18 protein-coding genes are annotated in these 19,490 nt (G+C 68.3%); 10 read left to right on the forward strand and 8 right to left on the reverse strand.

The genetic code is table 11. The annotated features are described in order from the left end of the window. Positions 1 to 29: 29 nt before the first annotated feature. Positions 30 to 2,684: an ATP-binding protein gene (locus OG474_RS31565; protein WP_405057248.1), complete on the reverse strand. Its 2,655-nt coding sequence runs from the start codon at positions 2,682 to 2,684 to the stop codon at positions 30 to 32. A gap of 135 nt (positions 2,685 to 2,819) precedes the next feature. Here OG474_RS31565 and OG474_RS31570 point away from each other — a divergent pair, with 135 nt between their 5' ends. After that, positions 2,820 to 3,830 carry a medium chain dehydrogenase/reductase family protein gene (locus OG474_RS31570; RefSeq protein WP_405057249.1) on the forward strand — a complete coding sequence of 337 codons (1,011 nt, stop codon included), beginning with the start codon at positions 2,820 to 2,822 and terminating at the stop codon, positions 3,828 to 3,830. A 29-nt stretch (positions 3,831 to 3,859) separates the two neighbouring features. Then, a complete protein-coding gene (locus tag OG474_RS31575; protein ID WP_405057250.1) occupies positions 3,860 to 4,414 on the forward strand; it encodes a nuclear transport factor 2 family protein in 555 nt (184 codons plus the stop codon). On the opposite strand, the gene OG474_RS31580 is transcribed toward OG474_RS31575, so the two are convergent. The 3 genes from OG474_RS31580 to OG474_RS31590 all read right to left on the reverse strand — a co-directional run bounded on the left by OG474_RS31580 (position 4,390) and on the right by OG474_RS31590 (position 6,287). Continuing rightward, complete coding sequence (locus OG474_RS31580; RefSeq protein ID WP_405057251.1) at positions 4,390 to 4,815, reverse strand: GNAT family N-acetyltransferase; 426 nt, start codon at positions 4,813 to 4,815, stop codon at positions 4,390 to 4,392. The two genes, OG474_RS31575 and OG474_RS31580, sit on opposite strands and share 25 nt — an antisense overlap. 153 nt (positions 4,816 to 4,968) lie before the next feature. Next, positions 4,969 to 5,367: a DUF805 domain-containing protein gene (locus tag OG474_RS31585; protein WP_405057252.1), complete on the reverse strand. Its 399-nt coding sequence runs from the start codon at positions 5,365 to 5,367 to the stop codon at positions 4,969 to 4,971. 62 nt (positions 5,368 to 5,429) lie between these two features. Beyond that, positions 5,430 to 6,287 (reverse strand): alpha/beta fold hydrolase, encoded by an 858-nt coding sequence (locus tag OG474_RS31590; RefSeq protein WP_405057253.1) that lies wholly within the window; start codon positions 6,285 to 6,287, stop codon positions 5,430 to 5,432. Positions 6,288 to 7,018: 731 nt separating this feature from the next. Here OG474_RS31590 and OG474_RS31595 point away from each other — a divergent pair. The 4 genes from OG474_RS31595 to OG474_RS31610 all read left to right on the forward strand — a co-directional run bounded on the left by OG474_RS31595 (position 7,019) and on the right by OG474_RS31610 (position 10,531). After that, positions 7,019 to 7,339 carry a transposase gene (locus tag OG474_RS31595; protein ID WP_405056219.1) on the forward strand — a complete coding sequence of 107 codons (321 nt, stop codon included), beginning with the start codon at positions 7,019 to 7,021 and terminating at the stop codon, positions 7,337 to 7,339. Next, complete coding sequence (locus OG474_RS31600; protein ID WP_405056218.1) at positions 7,336 to 8,220, forward strand: IS3 family transposase; 885 nt, start codon at positions 7,336 to 7,338, stop codon at positions 8,218 to 8,220. The genes OG474_RS31595 and OG474_RS31600 overlap by 4 nt, the downstream gene beginning before the upstream one ends. Before the next feature lie 640 nt (positions 8,221 to 8,860). After that, complete coding sequence (locus tag OG474_RS31605; RefSeq protein ID WP_405057254.1) at positions 8,861 to 9,871, forward strand: NAD-dependent epimerase/dehydratase family protein; 1,011 nt, start codon at positions 8,861 to 8,863, stop codon at positions 9,869 to 9,871. An 18-nt stretch (positions 9,872 to 9,889) separates the two neighbouring features. Next, the gene (locus tag OG474_RS31610) at positions 9,890 to 10,531 is read left to right on the forward strand and encodes a TetR family transcriptional regulator (protein ID WP_405057255.1); all 642 of its coding nucleotides are present in this window, start codon (positions 9,890 to 9,892) and stop codon (positions 10,529 to 10,531) included. 3 nt (positions 10,532 to 10,534) lie between these two features. Here OG474_RS31610 and OG474_RS31615 read toward each other — a convergent pair whose 3' ends face one another. From OG474_RS31615 to OG474_RS31625, 3 genes are all read right to left on the reverse strand, one after another. Beyond that, the gene (locus OG474_RS31615; RefSeq protein ID WP_405057256.1) at positions 10,535 to 11,641 is read right to left on the reverse strand and encodes an NAD(P)/FAD-dependent oxidoreductase; all 1,107 of its coding nucleotides are present in this window, start codon (positions 11,639 to 11,641) and stop codon (positions 10,535 to 10,537) included. Positions 11,642 to 11,719: 78 nt separating this feature from the next. Then, positions 11,720 to 13,192: a multicopper oxidase family protein gene (locus tag OG474_RS31620; RefSeq protein WP_405057257.1), complete on the reverse strand. Its 1,473-nt coding sequence runs from the start codon at positions 13,190 to 13,192 to the stop codon at positions 11,720 to 11,722. Beyond that, positions 13,189 to 13,410 carry a hypothetical protein gene (locus OG474_RS31625; RefSeq protein WP_405057258.1) on the reverse strand — a complete coding sequence of 74 codons (222 nt, stop codon included), beginning with the start codon at positions 13,408 to 13,410 and terminating at the stop codon, positions 13,189 to 13,191. The genes OG474_RS31620 and OG474_RS31625 overlap by 4 nt, the downstream gene beginning before the upstream one ends. Before the next feature lie 119 nt (positions 13,411 to 13,529). Between OG474_RS31625 and OG474_RS31630 the strand changes: the two genes are divergently transcribed. From OG474_RS31630 to OG474_RS31645, 4 genes are all read left to right on the forward strand, one after another. Further along, positions 13,530 to 14,708, forward strand: a complete 1,179-nt coding sequence (locus tag OG474_RS31630; protein WP_405057259.1) for a histidine kinase — start codon at positions 13,530 to 13,532, stop codon at positions 14,706 to 14,708. Continuing rightward, the gene (locus OG474_RS31635; RefSeq protein ID WP_405057260.1) at positions 14,705 to 15,367 is read left to right on the forward strand and encodes a response regulator; all 663 of its coding nucleotides are present in this window, start codon (positions 14,705 to 14,707) and stop codon (positions 15,365 to 15,367) included. The genes OG474_RS31630 and OG474_RS31635 overlap by 4 nt, the downstream gene beginning before the upstream one ends. 292 nt (positions 15,368 to 15,659) lie before the next feature. Beyond that, positions 15,660 to 16,178 (forward strand): NUDIX domain-containing protein, encoded by a 519-nt coding sequence (locus tag OG474_RS31640; RefSeq protein ID WP_405057261.1) that lies wholly within the window; start codon positions 15,660 to 15,662, stop codon positions 16,176 to 16,178. Between the two features lie 57 nt (positions 16,179 to 16,235). After that, positions 16,236 to 17,186 carry a zinc-binding dehydrogenase gene (locus OG474_RS31645; RefSeq protein ID WP_405057262.1) on the forward strand — a complete coding sequence of 317 codons (951 nt, stop codon included), beginning with the start codon at positions 16,236 to 16,238 and terminating at the stop codon, positions 17,184 to 17,186. Positions 17,187 to 17,293: 107 nt separating this feature from the next. Here OG474_RS31645 and OG474_RS31650 read toward each other — a convergent pair whose 3' ends face one another. Next, a complete protein-coding gene (locus OG474_RS31650) occupies positions 17,294 to 19,351 on the reverse strand; it encodes a PQQ-dependent sugar dehydrogenase (RefSeq protein WP_405057263.1) in 2,058 nt (685 codons plus the stop codon). Positions 19,352 to 19,490: the final 139 nt, after the last annotated feature.

Below are 19,490 nucleotides of genomic sequence, written 5' to 3' on the forward strand. Positions count from 1 at the left end.
CCGGCCTGGCACGACTCGTGTGACCTAGATCACAGAGAGAGGTCGCGGAGTTGGCGACGGGAGGTGATGTCGAGTTTGCGGAAGATGTTGCGCAGGTGGGTGTCGATCGTGCGTGGGCTGAGGAAGAGGGTGGCCGCGACCTCCTTCGAGGTCTCGCCGGCGGCGACCTTGGTGGCGATCAACCGCTCTTGTGCAGTGAGGTTGTCCAGTGGATTCGTGCCGTCGCGACGGGGGCGCTGACCAGTGGCCGACAGCTCGCGGGCGGCGCGTTCGGCGAAGGCGGCCGCGCCCATGGTGGACAGGGATTCGTGTGCCGCTTGGAGCTCGACCCGAGCCTCGGCGCGACGCCCTTCGCGGCGCAACCATTCGCCGTAGGCGAGCCGTGCGCGAGCATGCTGAGCCCGTACGGCGGTCTGCGCCAGCAGGTCGATCGCCTCGCGGTACCGGCTGTCCGTGTCCGGCGATGCCGGGTCGAGGAGGGCTTGCGCGAGCCGATGCTGAGCGACGGCCCAGGGAGTCGGATCGGTGCGGGCCAGGTCGGCGAGCTGCGCGAGCGCGGTGGTGGCGGTTTCGGGGCGGCCGGCGCGGGCAGCGGCTTCGACGAGCTCGGCGTCGACCGACCAGATGACGTACGAGCCGAGTTCCTTCTCCGCGTAGGCGGCCAGGGCCGCGTCGAGTGCTGCCGTGTAGTCGCCGAGGCCGTTGCGCAGGACGGCGACGGCATACAGCTCGGCGACCAGTTCGTCGCGGCCGACGCGCTCTTGGATCGAGGCGCGCAGCTCGACGACCTGTTCGGCATTGCCGCGCCAAGCGGCGAGGATGACATCGGCGAAGGCGAGGCTCATGCTGCCCGCGGCCTCGTCGACCGCGCTCGCCTCGGCCAAGGCAGCCTCGGCGTCGTCGAACCGGCCGAAGATCGTCTGCACGATCGCCTGGAACTTCAACGCCTGCGGCAGGATCGCGAGCGCGGACTGCCGCCGGGCCAGCTCCACCTGCCGGTCCGCGATCTCCTCGGACGCCGCCGCGTCGGCCAGGTCGATCGCCATCATGCAGGCGAGTTCCATCCACCACGGGTCCGCGAGGTCCGCCGTACGGAAGGAGTCCACCGCCCGGCGCATCGCGGGCACGGCCTCGTCGACGGGCAGCATGGTCTGGTCGAGCAAGGCGTTCAGCAGCAGGTCCGCCGGTCGCGGGTCGGCACTGGGCGGAACCTGTGCGCGGATGCGGGTGCCTAGTTGGCGCAGCCGGCCGGGGAGCCGGTCGATGAACATCGCCGACGAGAACGCCTCGATGTACGTGCCGGTTGCGTCCTCCGGTCCGAGGTCGGCGGCGGCGCTGACCAGGTCTGCGGTCGCTTGCGGGCTGCGCGTGACGTACACGTCGATCGTTGCCCGCTGCAACCGAACTTGAGCGCGTTGCGGCGGCTCGAGCGGCCGCCGTTCGGCTTGGGTGAGCAGCTCGCGGGCCTCGCCGTACGCGCCGAGTTTGAGCCGCAGGCTGGCGGCGGCGAGCAGGCGCGCGGCCTGGCCGGCGGGCTCCGGGCTCAGCTGGGCCGCACGCTCGAGGAAGGCGGCGGCGGAGGCGAAGTCACCGCGGAGCTCGGTGCGCTCCGCTGCCTGGGTGAGCTCGGCAGCCACGTCCTCGTCGGTGTCGATGACCGCATGCGCCCGGTGCCAGGCCCGGCGGTCGGGATCGCGTTCGGCGTCGGTCGCTTCCGCCAGAGCGGAATGCAGACTGCGACGAACGCCGGGCGTCGCCGACTGGTACGCCGCGGATCGGACCAGCGGATGACGGAAGCGCAGGCGTGGTCCGAGGGACACCAGGCCGTCGTTCTCGGCCTCGGCTACGTCGGTCAGGTTCAGTTCGAGCCGCTTCGCTGCCCGTCGCAGCAGGCCGAGGTCGCCGACCGGCTCGGCCGCGGCCAGGCTGAGCAGCAACTGCGTTGCCTCCGGCAACCGTCGTACCCGGCGGGTGAACTCGGCCTCCAACGCCTCGACGACTCCTTTGCGAGGACCGTCCGCGGCACCGTCAAACTCCAGCAGTGCCAGCGGATTGCCGCGGGCTTCGGCCAGGATCCGGTCCAGTACGTCGGAGTCGAGACCTGCTCGGCCGGTCGACCGCAGTAGCGCCTGGGCCTCTTGCTCGTCCAGCCCCGTCAACGGCAGCTGCGGCAGCTCGGCGAACCCGGCGCCGTCCGGACGGCCGGCCAGGATCATCGCGATCCCTTCGGCGGAGATCCGGCGCGCTACGAAGGCGAGCACCTGCCTGGTCCCGGAGTCGATCCACTGGATGTCGTCGACGACGCAACACATTGGTTGCTCGAGTTCGTTGAAGAGGCCCAGGACCGCGAGACCGACCAGCAGCGGGCTCGGCGTCGTACCGGCGGCAAGGCCGAACACTGACTCCAGGGCCTGCCGCTGGACGTCGGGCAGCCCGCTCCGCGCCTCGATGACGGGCGAGCAGAGCTGGTGCAGAGCGGCGTACGGGAGGTCGCGTTCGAACTCGGTGCCGTCGGCCCGCAGGATCAGCCAGCCGTCGAGCCGCTCGGTGATGGTCTCGAGCAGGGTGGACTTGCCGATCCCCGCCTCGCCGAGCACCACGACCGCGCCGCCGCGACCGTCGGCCGCGCCCTGGGTGAGCGCCTCGATCGCCTGCAGTTCCTTCTGCCTGGCTACGAACTGCATTGAGTCGGTTCTCCTGAGTGATCGTGGACCTGGCTGTGTACGTACGCAATCTACGTAGTTCTCGCCGACGCGCCGGGTCCGGCCCCGGCGGCATCGTTGACCTCGTCAGCAAGACGCTCCGAGGGAGGCAAAAGGATGATCACCGAGGTCGAACTGCCGGGAATCGTAGAGCCGGACGGGCTGCAGCTGCGTCGGCGGGAGACCCCGGAGATCGGAGCCGGCCAGGCGCTGGTCCGGATGGAGGCGACCGGAGTCTCGTTCGCCGAGCAGCAGATGCGGCGCGGCAAGTACTACGACCAGCCGCCGTTCCCCTTCGTTCCCGGGTACGACGTGGTCGGGGTGATCGAGGCGCTCGGCGCCGGTGCCTCCGGGTTCACGGTCGGCCAGCGGGTCGCCGCGGTGACCAAGACCGGCGGCTGGGCCGACCGGCTGGTGCTCGACACCGCCAACCTGGCCCTGGTGCCGGACGGGGTCGGCGCCGAGGAGACCGAGGCCGTGATCGTGAACGGCGTGACCGCCCGGCGGATGCTCGCGATTGCCAAGGTACGGCGGGGCGACACCATCGTCGTACTGGGTGCGAACGGGGGAGTCGGCTCGCTGCTGGTCCAGCTCGCCCGGCACGCCGGAGCGCAGGTGATCGGGGTCGTCTCCAAGCGGCACTTCCCCTATGTCCGGGAGCTCGGGGCTATTCCGGTCGATCGGTCGGTGGACGTCGCCGCCGCAGTTAAGGCGATTGCGCCGGATGGTGTCAGGGCGGTCTTCGATCATGTCGGCGGGCCGGAGATCAAGAAGTCCTGGTCGATGCTCGGTCGCGGTGGCTCGCTGGTCTCCTACGGAACGGCGGCCACGATGAAGGACGAGGGCAACGCCCGGCTCCCGGTGCTCGCGCTGATCCTCCGGCTCCTGCTGTGGAACGTCCTGCCGAACGGAAAGTCCGCCACCTTCTTCAACATCTGGGCCGGCCGCCGCCGGCTCGCCCAGCACCAGGCCGCCATGCGCCTCGACCTCGAGGCCGTCTTCGGGCAGCTCGCCGCCGGTGACATCACCGCCCGGATCGCCCGTGCCTTCCCACTGGCCGACGTCGCCGACGCCGTCCGGTTCGCAGAGTCCGGCACCGCCGCCGGAAAAGTCGTCATCGTCCCCTGATTTCTCCTACCGATAAGGAAGTTCCCCTGATGTCACGTACCACCCGCCTGCTCGCCGCCGCTGCACTCACCGCCGGGATTGCGATCGCCGCCGTACCAGCCACTGCCGCACCTGTTGAGGTCACGGCCGCCACGAGCATGAGTCACCACACCCCGCGCATCGTGCAGCAGTGGGCGAACGCCTGGACCACGATGAACCCCGTTGCCATGAGCAAGCTCTTCGACAAGCGCGGCGTCTATACCGACCACGCCTTCCAGGCCTCGTTCACCGGCCCCGCCGGCGCCAAGACCTGGGTCGCGATCACCGCCGACAGCATCAACCCCGCCAAGGTCACCGTCCACGACACCATCGTCCAGGGCGACCGCATCGCCGTCACCTGGACCTTCAGCGGCACCTTCACCGAGAACACCCCGTTCACCCCGCCCTACTCGGCCGCCGGCAAGTCCTTCGCCGTCCCCGCCACCTCGATCATCACCCTCCACCACGGCAAGATCCGCTCCGTCGACGACTACTACAACCTCGCCGACGTCCTCCGCCAGGTAGGCCTCCCCGCCGGCGCCTACACCCCGCCGACCGCTCCCTGACCCCAGTACAACCAAGGCCCGACGCAATCCACGAAGCCGCTGGCGCGATAGAAGCCGGCGGCTTCGGCGTCGATCGCCGACACGAACACGACCTCGGCCCCGAGCCCCACCAGCCACTCCCGGCACTCGGCAAGCAGCCTGCTCCCAAGCCCCGCCCCGCGGCTGGCCCGGTCAACCACCAGCTCCTCCAGCATCCCGTAGGCGCCGGCCCCGTAGTCCACGAACGTCACTACCGCGACCCCGGCAACAGGTTCGCCCACCACAAACGTCCGCGCCTCCAGCCGAACCCGCGGCAACGTCGTACTCGCCGGCAACTCCGGATGCAACTGCCGCAGAACGCGATGGATCCCAGGTGCGTCCGCCACCCCCGCTCGCCGTACGACGATCTGTTCCTTACTCATCTCGCCCCCTGCCCCCAAAGGTGGGTCGGCTGCTCTTTGAGCACGAGACCCTACTTTGTGCACCCACCAACCGTTTCCAGACCCGATCGGTGGTTGGTGGGTTCTCAAAGTCGGGGTTCGTGCCCAAAGGTGGGTCGGCTTGTTGGGTTCCATCTACGCCTCAGACTGCGGTGGCCTCGCGATCGTCTGAGGGTCTTCTCTCGGGTGACGATTCTTCGGGTCGGGGCCGAAGCGGTTGGGGCCCACCGTGCTGTCGGTGAACCAGTAGCCGAGCAGCCAGATCGGGCCACACAGGGTGTAGACCAACAGGATCCACCAGCCGCGGCGGTCGACGTCGTGCAATCGGCGGATGCCACTGATCACGACGAGCAGAGTGCCGATGGGGATGAGGATGTACAACAAGACGACCAGCGGATCGGAGTCGTCGAGTTTGTCGGCCGGCTGTGAGAGTCCTCCGATGATGCCGACCACCACCAGGACGAGCAGCCAGAAGTGCCGCCGCCGTGTGCGGCCGCGGAAGTCGATCGCCGCTTTGAGGAGCCTCGTGATCACGGGCCTGAAGATAAGCCGGTGCAGGTCCGAACGGCGCGCAGCGGCCGCAAGCTGCCATTGGGTCAGCCTGCGGCGACTTCGCGGATGGCGTTGATGATGAGGTCGGGGCGGTCGTGGTGGAGGAAGTGGCCGGAGTCGGGGACGACGGTGTGCTTGCCGTTGGTGGCCGCGGCCAGCTCGTTCTGAAGTGCCAGGACCCGCGGGATGAAGGCTTCGGGACGGCCCTTGGTCGCGGTGAACACCGCTACCGGAATCTCCGGCCAGACAGCCCCGGTACGGCGCTCGGCCAGCTCCGGCAGGTGCTCGAGGATCATTGGAATCTCGGCGAGGTGAGTCGCCATCTGCTCATCAGTCGCCAGATACGACAGGCAAGCATCGACCAGCAGCACCCCGACCTCCGGGCTTGTCTCGGCGACCCGTGCTGTCGTCGCGGCCTGCTCCTGTGATCCCACCAGCAGCTCGGCCTCTCGGATGTCCTCGCTCGGAAGCACCGGCGGCGGCGACCAGAAACCTTCGTGCGAAGGATCGAGCAGCACCAAACCTTCAACCAGCTCAGGCCGCTTCCACGTCGCGAGCTGCACCAGCAACCCACCCCAACTGTGTCCGACCAGAACAGCCGGCCCGCTCTCGTCCAGTACGGCGATCAGATCGTCGACCTGCAGTTCCACACTGAGCGGTGCCACGTCACTAGCGCCGTACCCGGCCCGGTCGTACGCGATCACCCGGTGCTCGGACGCCAACGCCTTGAACACCGCCGCGAACCCGATCACCGGACACGTCGCCCCGGCCTCGAACACCACGGTCGGCCCCTGGCCCGCCTCGATCCAGCTGAGCTCCCGTCCACCGCGGTCCAGAACCCGCCGCGCAACCGGAGCACCGATCAACGCCTCAAAAACAGCTGCCGTCCGCTCTGAAGTCACAACCCAATCAACCCCGCCCCACCACCCCCGGTCAACCGACATACCCCACCCGCCCATCACCTCGCACGCGCACGAAGGACTGCACATAGTCCTGTTCGCACCCGCTGCGCCGACCCAAACCCAGCACGGTCCCCACCCATCCACGACCACCTGCAGTCCTAAGCGCCCCCCGGCTACCTGCGGAGGTGGGTGCGGACGCCGGGCGGTTGGTTGGGTGGGCGGTGTGGCGGGATGCACGAAGGACTGCAGGTGGTCCTGTTCGCACCCCCTCCGCCGACCCGGACCCGGCACGGTCCCCACCCATCCACGACCACCTGCAGTCCTAAGTGCCGCCCGGCTACCTGCGGAGGTGGGTGGGGTGCCGGGTGGTTGGTTGGGTGGGCGGTGTGGCGGGATGCACGAAGGACTGCAGGTGGTCCTGTTCGCACCCGCTGCGCTTGCCCGGACCCGGCACGGTCCCCACCCATCCGCGACTACCTGCAGTCCTAAGTGCCGCCCGGCCAGCCGTGGAGGTGGGTGGGGGTGCCGGGTGGTTGGTTGGGTGGGCGGTGTGGCGGGATGCACGAAGGACTGCAGGTGGTCCTGCTCGCACCCGCTGCGCCTGCCCGGACCCAGCACTGTCTCCACCGATCCGCGACTACCTGCAGTCCTAAGTGCCGCCCGGCTACCTTGAACCGTTCCCGCTTCGGTGGACACCTGGGGTAGCTGCCCGATTCGTCGGGAGTTTGTAGATGGGTTCGACTCGTCGTAGTTTCAGTGAGGAGTACAAGCGCGAGGCGGTGGGTTTCGTGCTTGCTGGTGGCCGGTCGGTTGCTGAGGTCGCGCGCAATATCGGTGTTCACGAGATGACGTTGGGTAGATGGGTGAAGAAAGCTAAAGACTCCGAGGAGCCGGCGGTGCCTGATGATGGCCCGTTGGGTGAGTCCGAGCGGCTGGAGCTGATCCGGTTGCGGGAACAGGCCAAGAATGACAAGGCCGCGATTGCCGAGCTGCAGATGCAGGTCGAGTTCGCGAAAAAAGTAGCGACCTGGTTCGCGAAAGGAAAGCAGTGATTTTCGCTGCTGTCGCGGATTGGGCTGATTCCGATGTTTATCCGGTGGCGTTCATGTGCGCCGAGCTGGGTGTCTCCAGGTCGGGCTACTACGCCTGGCGCAAAGCTGCCCCGTCGCAGCACCAGACCGACGACGAGGCGTTGATGGTGCTCCTGCGGCATCTGCATGCTCAGGCGCGCGGGAACCCTGGCGTGCGGCGGATGCGCGCGGAGCTGGCCGCTGCCGGGCACCGGGTCGGGCACAAGCGCGTCTACCGTCTGATGCGGCTGGCCGGGCTGCGTGGCCGGCATCCGAAGGCCTGGAAGCGAACCACGGTCCACGGCGACCATCCAGTCAACGCACCAGACCTGATCGACCGCTCGTTCACTGCTGACGAACTGAACCAGAAGTGGTGCGGAGACATCACCTACGTCAAGACCTGGACCGGCTGGGCCTACGTCGCGACCGTGATCGACCTGCATTCGCGCGCCATCATCGGCTACGCGATCGCCGACCACATGCGCACCAGCCTCGTCACCGACGCGCTCGACATGGCCATCGCGAACCGGAAACCATCGGCCGGTGTCATCTTCCATTCCGACCGCGGCACACAATACACATCCAGCGAATTCGACCGGTACTGCACAAAAGCCGGAATCCGCAGATCGCTCGGCCGGACCGGGATCTGTTACGACAATGCGGTATCCGAATCAACATTCGCGACTTACAAGAAAGAACTCATCCACACCCGGCCCTGGCCGGACCTTAAAACCCTCACGGCCGCAACAATCGACTGGGTAGATGACTACTTCAACACTATCCGCCGTCACTCCACTCTCGGATATTTGACACCCCGAGAATACGAGCTAGGGTTCAGAGAAATCAACCAACTGGCAGCCTAAACCGGCGTCCAAAAAAGCGGGAACACTCCACCTGCGGAGGTGGGTGGGGTGCCGGGTGGTTGGTTGGGTGGGCGGTGTGGCGGGATGCACGAAGGACTGCAGGTGGTCCTGCTCGCACCCGCTGCGCCTGCCCGGACCCAGCACTGTCTCCACCGATCCGCGACTACCTGCAGTCCTAAGTGCCGCCCGGCTACCTGCGGAGGTGGGTGGGGTGCCGGGTGGTTGGTTGGGTGGGCGGTGTGGCGGGATGCACGAAGGACTGCAGGTGGTCCTGCTCGCACCCGCTGCGCCTGCCCGGACCCAGCACGGTCCCCACCCATCCACGACCACCTGCAGTCCTAAGTGCCGCCCGGCCAGCCGTGGAGGTGGGTGAGGGTGCCGGGCGAGCGGGCGGTTGGTTGGGTGGGCGGTGTGGCGGGATGCACGAAGGACTGCAGGTGGTCGGATGCGGGCGGGGTGGGGTGCGCCGGGCGACCAGCTTCCGGGTCGATCCGGCGACTACCTGCAGTCCTTCGGGTCGAGGGGAGAAGCGGAGAATGTGTCTCCGGTTACATTCGCAGCGTAACCGGAGATCTTCTCTCCGGATGGTGCTACCGTTCTAAACGGAGAGAGGTTCTCCAGTTAGAACGGAGGAGGAACGATGGGCGAGACGGTGCTGGTGACCGGCGGGACGGGGTACGTCGGCGGCTGGGCGATCGTGGCCTTGCTGGAGCGGGGGTACGACGTTCGGACAACCGTTCGGAGCCTCGAGAAGGCGGACGCGGTGCGCGCGGCGGTCGGGGCGAGCGAGCGGTTGGAGTTCGCGGCGGCCGATCTCACGAAGGACGCCGGGTGGGATGACGCGATGCTGGGCGTCGACTACGTGCTGCACGTGGCGTCGCCGCTCGGTGACGAGACCTCGACCGACGCCGATGCCCTGATCATCCCGGCGCGAGATGGAGCGCTGCGAGTGCTGAAGGCCGCAACGCGGGCCGGGGTGAAGCGGGTGGTGATGACGTCGGCCGCCAACGCGGCGAGCCCGACGTCGTACAAGGAGGACAGCGTCACCGACGAGACGCTGTGGACGGTCGACGACCCGTCGCTCCCGGCGTACCGGCGCTCGAAGACGCTGGCGGAGAAGGCGGCCTGGGACTTCATGGCCGGGTACGACGGCCCGACCGAGCTCACGACCGTACTTCCGGGTGCCGTCTTCGGGCCGATCCTGACCGCGAACAACGTCGGTACGACGCAGATCATCCAGCGGATGCTCACCGGCAAGATGCCCGGTACGCCGAAGATCGGGCTCGAGGTGGTCGACGTCCGCGACCTGGTCGACCTGCACATCCGCGCGATGGTGTCGCCGGAGGCGGGTGGTCAGCGGTTCCTCGGGACCGGTGAGTTCGCCTGGATGCGCGACATCGCGACGGCGCTCAAGACCAAGCTCGGCGACCAGGCCAAGTCGGTGTCGACCCGTCAGCTGCCGAACTTCGTCGTCCGGCTGGCGTCGATCTCCGACCCGGCGCTGAAAGCGATCACGATCTCACTCGGTCGCCGCAGCCGGCACAGTACGGCGAAGGCCGAGCGGGTGCTGGGATGGACGGCCCGGCCGGCCGCGCAGACCGTGGTCGAGTGCGCCGAGAGCCTGATCGCCCACGGCGTCGTCAAAAGCTGATGGTGAAAGGATGGGGAGATGAGTAGCCCCGCCCCACGCAGTGCCCGCAGCGACTCGGTGCGCAACCGGGAGCGGCTTGTGGTCGCGGCGCGGGAGGTGTTCGCGGAGCACGGGTTCGGCGCCACGCTCGACGACATCGCTCGACAGGCCGGCCTCGGCACGGGCACGGCGTACCGGCACTTCCCGAACAAGCACGCGATCGCCGCCGAGGTGCTGCGGGAGGCGACCGAGCAGATCGTGAAGGACGCCGAGGAAGCGCTCGCGATCGAGGATCCCTGGCAGGCGCTGGTCGAGTTCTTCGAGCGGACGGGAGCCCGCCAAGCCGCGGATCGCGGGCTCTACCAGACACTCACCGGTCAAGGTGACGACGAGGAACAGGCCCGGATCTGGCCGCGGATCGTTGCCGCCGTCACCGAGCTCTTCGAGCGCGCGCACCAGGCCGGCGCGATCCGCCCGGATGTCGAGGCCCAGGACATCGCCGCGATCTTCGCGATGCTCGGACCGGCGTTCACGATGAGCCGGACGATCCGGCCCGACCTGTGGCGGCGCTACCTGGCCCTGCTGCTCGACGCCCTCCGCCCGGCGGACCGGCCGCCGCTTCCGGTCGGTCCGCCGCCGGTCGAATCGCTCGCCGAGATCCTCCGCAGCGGCAAGGGCTGAGCCTCAGCTGAACTTGGCCAGCAGTGGGTTCCGCATCGTGTAGAGCGCGCCGGACACGATGCTCGCCTTGTACTTCGCGGCCAGCCGCCCGGTGAGCACGAGCTCCTTGGGAGAGTCATCGGCCCGGACGAACTGGATCAGCCCGTCGCGGCGACCGAGGCTGATGCACTGGTTGAAGTACCGGAACTTCAACCCCCGCGGCTCGCGCCCGTTCAGCCGATCGGTCAGCGCCCGCACCGCGTGGCCGGCCATCGGGATCCCGGTCGCACACGCCATCCGCAGCTCGTCCTGACCCTCCGGCCGGACCGCCGCCGCATCACCGATCGCCGACACCTCCGGATGCGACACCGACCGCAACGTGGAGTCGACCAGGATCCGCCCGTGCTCGTCGACCGCGAACCCGGCCTTCCGGGCGACGTCCGAAACCTCGAACCCGGTCGTCCAGACCACGATGTCCGCGTCCACCCGGCCGCCGTCCGCAAGCTGCAGACCGCCACCATCGACCGCGACCACCCGTGCCTGCTCGACCTTCACGATCCCCAGCCGCCCGAACACCTTGTGCAGATGCCGCCGCCCACGCTCCGACACTGCCTCACCCAACGCGCCCGCGGTCACCAGCTGAACCTTCCGCCCGGGGTACGTCTCGGCCAGCTCGGTCACCGCCTCGAGCCCGGTCAATCCGCCACCCACCACAGCGATCGACCCGTCGCTCTGCAGCCGCTCCTGCAACCGCCGCGCACTCGCCACATCCGCCACCGTGTACGCGTGCTCCCTGACCCCCGGCACCGAATCCAGATCCGCCCGGCTCCCCAGTGCATAGATCAGTACGTCGTATGCGAGCTCCTGCCCGCTCAACGCCACCACCCGCCGTTCGGCGTCGATGTGCACGACCTCGTCGACGACGAACTCGACCCCGCTACCAGCCAGCAGCTCCGCGATCGGCCGTTGCCGGAACGTCTTCCCCGACGCGAGCTCGTGCATCCGGACGCGCTCGATGAACGTGTCCCGCGCGTTGACCAGCGTGACGTGGCCCTTGGTATCACGAGCAGCCAGGTTGGCCGCGATCATTCCGGAGTACCCGGCTCCCAGTACGACGATGTGCGGTGTCATTTCGGTCCCCTTTCGACAACCCTGAGGACACCGCTCACCCAGCACCGTGTGACATGACGCGCGTCACAGTCGGCTGATTCAGTGCACGCGGAAGTTGGCCATCATCATCATGTCCTCGTGCTCCAGGTTGTGGCAGTGGAAGACGTACTTGCCGCGATACCCGTCGAAGCGGAGCAGGACCTCGGCCTCGTCGCCGCTGGCCAGGTCGACGGTGTCCTTCCAGCCGGTTGCCGTCTTGCCAGGGTTCAGGACCTGGAACGGCGCGAGGTGGATGTGGACCGGATGCGGGACGTTCTGCGAGCGGATCTTCCAGAGTTCGACCGTGCCGAGGGCCGGCTCGGCCAGGATCTTGTCCGGGGAGAACGCCTCCCCGTTGACCGCCCAGGTGGTCATCCCGTGATGGGACGGCCCGTTGCGTTCGAAGGTGAACTTGCGCTCGACGACGGCCTGGGACCGCGTCAGTGGCTCGATCTCGGCCAGCTTGTCCGGGATCTGGCTGTCGTCGGATCCCTTGCGGGCAACGACGAACCGCATCACGTTCTTGGTCGTCCCGGATCCGAGCCGATTCGTCAGGGTGATCTGCTGACCGACGTCGTACCGGGAGAAGTCGATGACGACGTCGAATCGCTCGGCCTGCGCGATCGTGAGGTCGTTGTGTTCGACCGGCGCGGCCAGGAGTCCCTGGTCGCTGCCGATCTGGATGATCGGTGCGGGCGGGTCGAGCTTCAGCTTGTAGCGGCGCGCGTTGGAGGCGTTCAGGATCCGGAAGCGGTACCGCGTCGCGCTCACCTCGAGCACCGGCCAGGGTGCACCGTTGACCAGGATGCAGTCGCCGAGGACGCCGCTCATGTATTCGCTGGTGACGCCCGGCATCCCCTCCATCATCATCGGATAGAGGAACGCGCCGTCCTCCCCGAAGGCCCGGTCGGTGATCATCAGCGGGATCTCGCGCTCACCTCGTGGCAGCGGAAGTGCGTCCTCGACGTCGTCGCGGATCAGGTGGAATCCGGCCAGGCCGCGATAGACCTGCGGGCCGGTGTAGTCCATGGTGTGGTCGTGATACCAGAGCGTGGTTGCTGCCTGGTCGAGTGGATAGGTGTAGTCGCGTGATGCACCCGGCTTGATCACGTCGGTCGGGTAGCCGTCGGAGTCGGCCGGTGTCCGTCCGCCGTGCAGGTGGACCACAGCCGGTACGGCGAGGTTGTTGCGATGCCGGACGACGATCTGCGCGCCCCGGCGGGACTCGATCGTCGGTCCGGGGAAGGTTCCGTCGTACCCCCAGATCTCGGTTTTGAGCCCGGTCAGGATCTCGACCTTCGTGGCTCGCTGGGTGAGGTCGTAGCGGCCGGTGCCGCTCGGTTTGAGGACGGCAGGGATCGGCAGCGGCACGGTGAACGGTTCAGGAAGCTTCGCCGTACTGCGCAGGAGCGTCCCGGCACTGGATTCGGTCTCGTTGTTGCCGCCGCCACCGCTGCTGGCGGAGCAGCTGCTGCTCGCACCGAGCAGCAGCCCTCCGACAGTTGCCTGTAGCAACGTCCTGCGCTGGATCACTTGCTGGTGCCGGCCCGGAGCCGGCGGTCGATGACGATGGCGGCGATCACACCGGCGATCGCGAACCCTTGCTGCCCGAACCCGATCACCAAGGTCCAGGGCGCTTCGACCGAACCGTTGTTCGCGACAACGATGCGGCCGATCAGTTCCCCGAAAACGATCAAACCGGCCAGCAGTCCGAGGAACAGACCGAGGACGGCGACTCCTACAGTTCTCATGCCGTCGACACTAGGGATCGGCGGCGCCGCGGACAGCCGGCTGCTGTTGTCGATCCGGCGCCCCGATCGTCAACATCCGACGACTGCGCAGAGCCCGAACCCTGACTATCCTCGAAGTTGTGGACCACACCGGTACGGCGCAGGCAGCGGGGAGCACGCGGATCGGGGTGCCCCCGGATCTGCTGATCGACATCGTGCTCGGTCTGGTGACGTCGGCGGCCGTGGCGGTGGCGATCGCGATGGACCTGGGCGGTCAGCGCGGACCGGATGCGATCGCGTACCTGTTCGCGGTGGCGCTTGGTGCGTTGATGCTGCTCCGGCGGCAGTTCCCGGTGCTGGCGTTGGCGGCGACGGTGGCTGGGCTGCTGGCGTACTACGCGCTCGGGTACCCGCCGGTTGGGCTCGCGCTGCCGGTCGCGGCGGCTCTGTATTCGGCCGCCGAGGCTGGGAAGTTTCGGATCGCTGGTGCGACTGCTGTCGGGCTGGTTGTGGTCAGTACGGCGTTCCGGCTCGCGCAGGGGGAGAGCGCTGGGTACCTGATCGGGTTCGAGCTCGCCTCGACGGCCGGGCTGATGGTGAGTGCGATCGCCCTCGGAGCCACGGTTCGCATGACCAGGTTGCTACGGGCGGAGCATCGCCGTACGGCGGAGCACGCGGTTGCCGAGCGGGAGAGCGAAGCCCGTCGTCGGGTGGAGGCCGAGCGGCTGCGGATCGCGCGCGACCTGCACGACGCGATCGGGCACACGATCGCGGTGGTGTCGGTGCAGACGAGCGTCGCGCTGGAAGCCCTTGACGATGATCCGGAGACGACGCGGTCGGCGCTCGGCACGATCCGGACCACGAGCAACGCGGCCGTGCGCGAGCTGCGGGCGATGGTCGGGCTGCTCGACGAGGGGGCGGACCGCAGCCCGGTGGGTTCGCTGGAGCACCTGGGTTTGTTGATCGAGGCAACGATTGGGAGCGGGCTGGCGGTGCAACTGCACACCTCGGGGGAGTCGCGTCCGCTGCCCGCGGTCGTCGACAGTACGGCGTACCGGATCGTTCAGGAGTCGTTGACGAACTCACTCCGGCACGCCTCGGCGACCCGCGCGGACATCGTGCTGCAGTATCAGCCGACGTGTCTCGGGATCACGGTCACCGACGACGGGATCGGTACGACGATCGGCGAGTCGACCGGGCGTGGACTGGTGGGAATGCGGGAGCGGGCCGGCGTGATCGGGGGCTCGGTGTCCTTCAGTTCGCAGCCAGGACAGGGATTCCGGGTCGAGGCCTCGCTGCCTTTGGCGGTGGGTTCGTGATCCGGGTCGTGGTCGTGGACGATCAGCAGCTGATGCGATCCGGTCTGGTCGCACTGCTCGAACGCGATGCCGAGATCACGGTGGTCGGCCAGGCGGGCGACGGTGCCGCCGGGGTCGCCGCCGTGCGCGCCGAGCGGCCCGAGGTGGTCCTGATGGATATCCGGATGCCGGGCGTGGACGGGATCGAGGCGACCCGGCGGATCGTTGCCGACGAACAGTTGCGCGACACCCGCGTGGTCATGCTCACGACATTCGACACCGACGAACACATCTTCGCCGCCATCCAAGCCGGTGCCGCCGGCTTCCTCCTCAAAGACACCGACCCCGACGACCTCCGAGCCGCCGTCCGCACAGTCGCCAACGGCGACGCCCTGCTCTCCCCGTCGGTCACCCGCCGCGTCCTCTCCCAGTTCGCCGCGGACCGCCGTACCACCGACCCCACCCGCCTCGCATCCCTCACCACCCGCGAACGCGAACTCCTCGCCGAGATCGCCGCCGGCCGCTCCAACACCGAGATAGCCACCCGCCTCTACCTCACCGCCGCCACCACCCGCACCTACGTAAGCCGCCTCCTCACCAAACTCAACGCGAGAGACCGAGCCCAACTGGTCCACATAGCCTACGAATCCGGCCTGACCACCCCCGGCACAAACCCCTGACCCGCCCCACCCACCCGCCGCCAGGCAACCCCCCACCCGGGCGGATATCCACTCCGCAGGGGGGTTGCCCCCTGGAGTTTCCGTGAGGCATCCCCCCAATTCAGCGGGCAACCCCCCACCGAGCGCGGCAACCCCCCAGACCAGGGGACGCCCGCTGGGCTGGGGGGTTGCCTGCTCGGATGTTCAGTGGGCAACCCCCCACTTCGGGGGTTGTCCCTTCGGTTGGGGGGTTGCCTGTCGAGGGTTTCGGTGGGCAACCCCCCGGCTCGGTGGGGCGGGGGAGACTGGGGGTATGAGTCGACGGGATGATTTGGTGGCTGAGGGGGAGCCGGAGGCCGAGTTTCATGAGGGGATCGCGGAGCGGTTGCCGCGGAAGCGGGTGGCGGGGGGTGCGTTGATCCGGGATCGGGGTGGACGGATCCTGTTCATCGAGCCGACGTACAAGCCGACGCTCGACATCCCCGGCGGGATCGCCGAGCCCGACGAGTCGCCGTACGACGCTTGCCGGCGGGAGGTGCTGGAGGAGATCGGGCTGGAGCTGCCGATCGGCCCGCTGCTGGTCGTCGACTGGGATCCGGCGCGCGGTGTCTGGCATGACGCGCTGGCTTTCGTCTTCGACGGCGGCGTACTGACCGGCGACGAAGAACTCGTCCTCCAACCGACCGAGGTCCGCACCACCGCCTTCCTCACGCTCGAAGAAGCCGCACCCCGGATCCGCCCCTCCATGCACCGCCGTCTGACCCTCGCCCTGCACGCCCTGGAGTCCGGCATCCCCCAGTACGCCGACTTCGGCCGGCCGAGGACCGCTTGACCTCAATCATGGTTGAGGTTTTAACGTTGTGAGCCTGACTAGTTGAGGAGGTTCACGGTGCGTGCGGTTCGTGTTGCGCGGTTCGGCGGTCCTGAGGTGCTCGAGGTGGTCGAGGTGCCGGAGCCCGCGGCTGGAGCGGGTGAGGTTCTGATCGACGTGGAGGCGGCCGAGGTGCTGTTCCTGGATACCCAGCTGCGGGCCGGATGGGGACAGGAGTACTTCAAGCTCGAACCGCCGATCGTGTTGGGCGCGGGGGTGGCTGGTGTCGTGCGCTCGGTTGGCGCCGGGGTGGACGGCGGGCTGGTTGGGCGGCGGGTGATCGCCGGTACGGCGGGTGTCGGGGCCTACGACGGAGGTGGGTACGCCGAACAGAGCGTCGTACCGGCGTCCGAGGTGTTCCCGGTGCCGGGCGGACTGGAGCTGACCACCGCGTTGGCCGCGCTGCACGACGGTGCTACAGCGTTGTCGCAGCTGGACCTGGCCACGGTGTCGGCCGGTGAGCGCGTACTGATCACCGCGGCCGCAGGCAGTCTCGGGAGCTGGCTGATTCCGTTGCTCTCGGCAACTGGTGCGACCGTGGTCGCGGCGGCTCGGGGAGCGGCCAAGCTCGAGCGTGCGCGCGAGCTCGGCGCTCACGAGACCGTGGACTACTCGGTGGCCGGTTGGTCCGACGGGCTGGAGGGCGTGGACGTGGTGTTCGACGGCGCTGGTGGCGAGATCGGCCGGGCGGCGTATGCGATCACCCGCCCGGGCGGGCGGTTCCTCGGCTACGGAGCGGCCAGCGGGGACTTCGCCGGCGCGGATCACCGCGACGACGTCACCGTGGTCGGCATCTACCAGCCGGACCCGGTCGCCTGGCGCGAACTCCCGCGCCGCGCCCTCCAACTCCTCGCCGACCGCAGCCTCACGCCGCTCATCGGCCAGACCTTCCCACTGGCCGAGGCCGCCGCGGCCCACGCCGCCATCGACTCCCGCGCCACAGTCGGCAAGACGCTGCTGATTGTGTAGCTCCTAAGAACAGGACATAGAGGGCTACGTAGACCGCCCGGCACGCTCAGCAGCTGAGCGGGCCGGGCGGATCGGACGTATACGTCCTGTTCTTAGAGCGACAAAGGTCAGCCGAACTTGAGGCGGACGATGACGTTGTCGATGGTGTCTGGAGAGCCACCGTTCATGTCGTTGTTGGTGGAGGTGACCCAGAGTCCGCCGTCGGGGGTTTTGGTGACGCTGCGCAGGCGGCCCCAGCGGCCGGAGAAGACGGCTTGCGGGGTGCCGACGCCGTTGCCGGCGGAGTTGATCTGCGTGACCCACAACTGGCGGCCGGTGACACCGGCGATGTAGATCCAGTCGTTGACGATCTCCAGGCCGCTCGGTCCGGCCTGCGAGGTGGACCAGGTGCGCTTCGGCGCGATGTAGCCGCCGCAGTCGCCGATGGTTCCCTCACAGGCGGGCCAGCCGTAGTTGCCGCCCTTCTGGATCAGGTTGAGTTCGTCCTGGCTGTTCTCACCGAACTCGGCCGCCCACAGCTGACCGCGCGAGTCCCACGCGAGACCCTGCGGGTTGCGGTGGCCACGGCTCCACACATAGCGCGCGTTGCCGCCGGTGCTGAAGAACGGGTTGTCGCTGGGCGCCGTACCGTCGGCGTTCATCCGCAGGATCTTGCCGTTCAGCGAGCCGTTGTTCTGCGAGTTGCCTGAGTTCTTCGCGTCGCCGACCGTCGCGTACAGCTTGCCGTCCGGACCGAACGCGATCCGGCCGCCGTTGTGGTACCGGTTCTTCGCCAGTCCGGTGAGCACCGGCGACGAGGTGGTGGCGAGCACGCCGTTCTCGTACTTCATCCGCACGATCCGGTTGTCGTTCGCGGCCGTGTGGTAGAAGTAAACCCAGTGGTCACTGGCGAAACTCGGTGAGATCGCGAGACCCAGCAGACCGCCCTCACCGGTGGTCGTCACCGCGCCCGGCACCTTGCCGAGAGTCGTCTTCTGGCCGGTCGCCGTCACCCGCACGACCTCGAACCGGTCCCGCTCGGTCACCAGCGCCGACCCGTCCGGCAGGAACGCCACACTCCACCCGAGGTCGAGCTTCGCGATGTCCTTGTCGTACGCCGGAATGCCGCCGACGCCGGTGGCCGACGTACGGACTGTCAGCGCGTTGCTCGCCGCGGAGACGTTGCCGTCCGGATCCCGAGCCTTGACCGTGAAGCCGTAGTCCGTGTTCGGGGTCAGCCCGGTCACGGTCGTCGTCAGCGAGCCGGTCGTCGCCACCTTGGTCGCGCCCTGGTAGACGTCGTACCCGGCGATGCTGCCGCTGTTGTCGGTGGAGGCGTTCCAGGCAAGGGAAACGCTGTTCGCGGTCACGCCGGTCGACCGCAGGTTGCCCGGTGCCGTCGGCGGCTGGGTGTCGCCGCTCGGCGGGGTGCTGAAGGCAACCACGTTGCTCTGCTGCGAAGCGTTGCCGGCGGCATCGAACGCGCCGACCGAGACGTCGTACGCCGTGTTGGCCGTCAGTGTGTCCACGGTCGCGGTCAACGTGTTGGCGTCGACCACCTTGAGCACGTTGCCGCCGCGATTGATCTCGTAGCGAACCACGCCGACGTTGTCGCCGGCCGCGGACCAGGTGAAGGTGGCCGCGTTCGACTTGATGTTGCTGACCGCGAGGTTGCTCGGGGCGGACGGCGGGGTGACGTCGTCGCTGACCGGGTTGACGGTGAGCTTGTCCGCGTTGGGTCCGCCGTCGGCGGTGGTGGCGCGGGCGCGGATCTTGTTGGTACCGGCGGCGAGCTGGAGCCGGACGGTCTTGGTCGCCCAGATCGGCCAGTCGCCGGTGCCGGGATAGGTGATGCCGACGGCGCCGGCGACGCCGTTGACGGTCCAGTCCATCGGCCGGTTGGCCGCCGTCCCGTTGGCGTAGCGCAGTGTCACGTCGGCCGGGCCGGCCGGTGCGGTCACGGTCCACTCGACGTAGCTGCCGACGAGGTTGTCGTAGTTGACGAAGCCGGTGCCGGTGTAGCCGGCGTGGTTCGATTCGACCACGCCTTGGGAGATGGTCGCGGTCTCGGCCTGGTAGTCGGTCGGGGCCGCGGTGGCGGATGGGGGAGCGGAGGTCAGCGTCAGCGCGACGGCGAATGCGGCCGCGCTCGACACGAGCCTGCGCCGGAGCGTGCGAGGTGTCATCGAGGTCTCCTGGTGTTCCGGGGCGGAGGAGCTGCAGGGGAGCCAGTACTGGTGGTCCATTGCCTATTAGGAAAGTTTCCTAACCATATTCCCGCATGAGACCACCCGTGACGGATTGCTGTCAACCGGTGAACGCCGG

Source organism: Kribbella sp. NBC_01505 (assembly GCF_045040285.1).
Lineage (GTDB): Bacteria > Actinomycetota > Actinomycetes > Propionibacteriales > Kribbellaceae > Kribbella.